3 protein-coding genes are annotated in these 2,906 nt (G+C 68.3%); all 3 read left to right on the top strand.

The window, feature by feature from the left end:
• The first annotated feature begins 81 nt into the window (after positions 1 to 81).
• Positions 82 to 1,446, top strand: a complete 1,365-nt coding sequence (nuoH, locus tag IE312_RS05420) for an NADH-quinone oxidoreductase subunit NuoH (protein WP_189978813.1) — start codon at positions 82 to 84, stop codon at positions 1,444 to 1,446.
• Positions 1,439 to 2,089: an NADH-quinone oxidoreductase subunit NuoI gene (gene nuoI, locus IE312_RS05415; protein ID WP_189978811.1), complete on the top strand. Its 651-nt coding sequence runs from the start codon at positions 1,439 to 1,441 to the stop codon at positions 2,087 to 2,089. Before nuoH ends, nuoI begins: the two co-directional genes overlap by 8 nt.
• On the top strand, positions 2,086 to 2,906 hold an 821-nt coding region (locus IE312_RS05410; protein ID WP_189978810.1), incomplete at its 3' end, for an NADH-quinone oxidoreductase subunit J. The genes nuoI and IE312_RS05410, both read left to right, overlap by 4 nt.

The following is a 2,906-nucleotide window of genomic DNA, read 5'->3' as shown; positions in this document are numbered from 1 at the left end:
CGGCACCGGGGCGCGACCCGGCTCCCTCGTCCGTATCGGCCCGGCGGCAGTCGCCGGAGAGGCCCCCAAGGGGGTGGAGGCATGAGCCCGTACCTCGCCGCTGAAGACCTCTCGATGTTCGGCCGCGACCCCTGGTGGCTGGTCGTCGTCAAGGCGGTGTTCTGCTTCGCCTTCCTGATGGTGACCGTGCTGTTCTCCATCGTCTGGGAGCGCAAGGTCGTCGCCTGGATGCAGCTGCGCATCGGCCCCAACCGGCACGGCCCCTGGGGCATGCTCCAGTCGCTCGCCGACGGCATCAAGCTGATGCTCAAGGAAGACGTCATCGTCAAACGCGCGGACAAGGTGGTGTACGTCCTCGCGCCGATCGTCGCGGCCATCCCGGCCTTCATGGCGATCGCGGTGATCCCCTTCGGGCCGGCCGGCAACGAGATCTCGATCTTCGGCCACCGCACCACGATGCAGCTCACCGACCTGCCGATCGCGATGCTCTACGTCCTCGCGGTCGCCTCCGTCGGCATCTACGGCATCGTCCTCGCGGGCTGGAGCTCCGGATCCACCTACCCGCTCCTCGGCGGCCTGCGTTCCTGCGCGCAGATGATCTCGTACGAGATCGCCATGGGCGCCGCGTTCGCCTCCGTGTTCCTCTACTCGGGGTCGATGTCGACCTCCACGATCGTCCAGCAGCAGCACGACCGCTGGTACATCCTGCTGCTGCCGGTCTCCTTCATCCTGTACATCGTCACGATGGTCGGCGAGACCAACCGCGCCCCCTTCGACATGCCGGAGTCCGAGGGCGACCTGGTCGGCGGCTTCAACACCGAGTACTCGTCCATCAAGTTCGCGATGTTCATGCTCGCCGAGTACGTGAACATGGTGACCGTCTCGGCCGTCTCCACCACCCTGTTCCTCGGCGGCTGGCGCGCCCCCTGGCCGGTCAGCAGCTTCTGGGAGGGCGCCAACCACGGCTGGTGGCCGTTGCTCTGGTTCGTCGTCAAGGTGCAGCTGCTGCTGTTCTTCTTCATCTGGCTGCGCGGCACCCTCCCGCGCGTCCGCTACGACCAGCTGATGAAGCTCGGCTGGAAGGTCCTCATCCCGGTCTCGGTGACCTGGCTGATGCTGGTCGCGACCGTCCGCGCCCTGCGCAACGAGCACTACGACTTTGCCGACATCGCGCTCTACGTCGGCGGCGGTGTCCTCGCCCTGCTGCTGATCTCCTTCGTCGCCGACATGTTCCGCGAGAAGGGCAGGACGGCCGAGCAGCCCGCCGACCCGCAGCCGGCCTTCGACCCGATGGCGGGCGGGTTCCCCGTTCCGCCGCTGCCCGGACAGCAGCCGCCGCCGGTGCCCAGGCGCCGCGCGCGCCGGGAGCGGGAGCTGATTGTCAGTGGCGGGCCGGACACTGTCAGTGACGGAACTTCGGATGGAAAGGAGGCGTCGGATGGCTGAGGAGCCTCAGGAGCCCGGGCAGACCAAGCCCGGCTTCCAGAACCCCGTGGCCGGCTTCGGCGTGACCTTCAAGGCCATGTTCAAGAAGCGGCTGACCGAGCAGTACCCGGAGCAGAAGAAGACCACGGCTCCGCGGTTCCACGGACGGCACCAGCTCAACCGCCATCCGGACGGCCTGGAGAAGTGCGTCGGCTGTGAGCTGTGCGCCTGGGCCTGCCCCGCCGACGCCATCTACGTGGAGGGCGCCGACAACACCGACGAGGAACGCTACTCGCCGGGCGAGCGGTACGGCCGCGTCTACCAGATCAACTACGCCCGCTGCATCCTGTGCGGCCTGTGCATCGAAGCGTGCCCCACGCGCGCGCTGACGATGACCAACGAGTTCGAACTGGCCGACTCCAGCCGCGCCAACCTCATCTACACCAAGGAGCAGCTGCTCGCCGGTCTCGAGGAGGGCATGGTCGACACACCGCACGCCATCTTCCCGGGGACGGACGAACAGGACTACTACCGCGGTCTGGTCACGCAGGCCGCGCCGGGCACCGTCCGTCAGACCGCCGTCTCCAAGGGCGAGGTCCCGCAGGAGGCCGAGTCCACGTTCGGCGAGGACGAGCCGGCCTCGGAGAAGGTGATCGGCCGATGAGCGCGCAACACCTCGCCGCCTACACCACCTCCACCGGTGAGGCCTTCCAGTTCTGGGTCCTCGGCACGATCGCGGTGCTCGGCGCCCTGGGCACCGTCTTCATGAAGAAGGCCGTGCACAGCGCGCTCTGCCTCGCCGGCACCATGATCGTCCTGGCGGTGTTCTACCTCGCCAACGGCGCCTACTTCCTCGGGATCGTGCAGATCGTCGTCTACACCGGCGCGATCATGATGCTGTTCCTGTTCGTGGTGATGCTCGTCGGCGTCACCGCCGCCGACTCCCTGAAGGAGACCATCAAGGGCCAGCGCTGGCTGGCCCTCCTGTGCGGCGTCGGCTTCGGTGTCCTGCTGTTCGCCGGCATCGGCAACGCCTCCCTGAAGGAGTTCGCCGGCACCGGCCAGGCGAACACCAACGGCAACGTGGAGGGCCTCGCCACCCTCATCTTCACCAAGTACGTCTTCGCCTTCGAGATCACCGGCGCGCTGCTCATCACGGCCGCCGTCGGCGCCATGGTGCTCACCCACCGCGAACGCACCGAGCGCGCCCGGACCCAGCGCGAGCTGTCCGAACAGCGCATCCGCGAGGGCGCGCACATCCCGCCGCTGCCCGCCCCCGGTGTCTACGCCCGGCACAACGCCGTCGACATCGCGGGCCTGCTGCCCGACGGCACCCCGTCCGAGCTGACCGTCAACAAGACGCTGCGCGCACGCGGCCAGATCCGTGACGTGTCCGCGGAGGCGCTCAACGACCTGCGGGCGCTGGAACAGCGCGCGCAGGAGCGCCTGGAGCGACGGGCGATCGCACCGGAGACGTTCAA

This window comes from Streptomyces capoamus, from assembly GCF_014654935.1.
In the GTDB taxonomy this organism is placed as follows: Bacteria; Actinomycetota; Actinomycetes; order Streptomycetales; family Streptomycetaceae; genus Streptomyces; species Streptomyces capoamus.
The sequence above is the reverse complement of the archived record's forward strand: the minus strand, read 5'-3'. Positions and strand labels throughout refer to the sequence as shown.